This window comes from Catenulispora rubra, assembly GCF_015356825.1.
Lineage (GTDB): Bacteria > Actinomycetota > Actinomycetes > Streptomycetales > Catenulisporaceae > Catenulispora > Catenulispora rubra.
Map to the genome: position 1 here is coordinate 1 of NZ_JAACYW010000859.1, position 255 is coordinate 255.

Here is a 255-nt window from a genome sequence, read left to right on the forward strand (position 1 = left end):
GCGCGGATGGCGTCGATCTGGGCGATCGCGCCGTCGACGAGCACGACCCAGGTGCGCCGGTGCTCGCCGGTCGCGGGCCTCGGCTTGGTCGAACACCGCTTTGATGACTTCGGCGGCGTCGTCGGCCGCTGAGGCGGTGAGCCATTTGCGGACGGCTTTCGGGCCGGGCCGCTTCTTGCGGTTCTTCTTCGCCTTCTTCTTGCGCTTTTTCTTCTCGGCCTTGGCCAGGGTGATGATGTCGTGCGGGCGGCGGGG

1 pseudogene is annotated in these 255 nt (G+C 68.2%); it reads right to left on the bottom strand.

Annotated elements, in window-relative coordinates:
- Positions 1-255 (bottom strand): annotated as a pseudogene (locus tag GWK61_RS55745) (hypothetical protein); the annotation flags it as partial.